Annotated in this window: 1 protein-coding gene; it reads right to left on the bottom strand. The window is 68.7% G+C overall.

Annotated features, from left to right (window positions below; all coding sequences use genetic code 11):
- The coding region (locus TAE01_RS20390) for an IS256 family transposase (RefSeq protein WP_147068635.1) at window positions 1-664 on the bottom strand (664 nt) is incomplete at both ends.

The raw sequence follows: 664 nt of genomic DNA on the forward strand, positions 1-664 counted from the left end.
CCAGGACGTCGAGGCCGAGGTAGCGCCGGCCTTCGGCCCATTCGTCGGTTTGTTCGGCCAGGACGGCTCCGACAAGGCGGACGATTGCGTCACGGTTGGGGAAGATCCCGACGGCGTCGGTACGCCGGCGGATCTCCTTGTTGAGCCGTTCGGTGGGGTTGTTCGACCAGATCTGGGTCCAGATCTCCTTGGGGAAGATGGTGAAGGACAGCAGGTCCTCGCGGGCGCGGTCGAGGTGCTCGAACACGGCGGGGAGCTTGTCCTGGACGTAGTCGAGGAGCCGATCGAACTGGGCGGCCACGGCGGCCGCGTCGGGCTGGTCATAGACCGAGTGCAGCATCGCCTTGACCGCCGGCCACATGCTCTTCGGGGTCACGCCCATCAGGTTGAAGGCGTAGTGAGTGCGGCAGCGTTGCCACGCGGCGCCGGGCAGGTTGGCCGCGATGGCCTCACGCAGCCCGGCGTGCGCGTCGGAGGTTACGAGCCGGACCCCGGCGAGGCCGCGGGCCACCAGATCGGCGAAGAACTCGTTCCACGCGGCACCGGTTTCCGCGGTGGCCACGCGCATGCCGAGCACTTCGCGGTGTCCGTCGCCGTTGACGCCGGTCGCGAGCAGCACCACAGCGTTCACGACGCGGCCGCCCTCACGGACCTTCATCGTGAG

Source organism: Terrabacter aerolatus, assembly GCF_007991735.1.
Taxonomy (GTDB): Bacteria; Actinomycetota; Actinomycetes; order Actinomycetales; family Dermatophilaceae; genus Terrabacter; species Terrabacter aerolatus.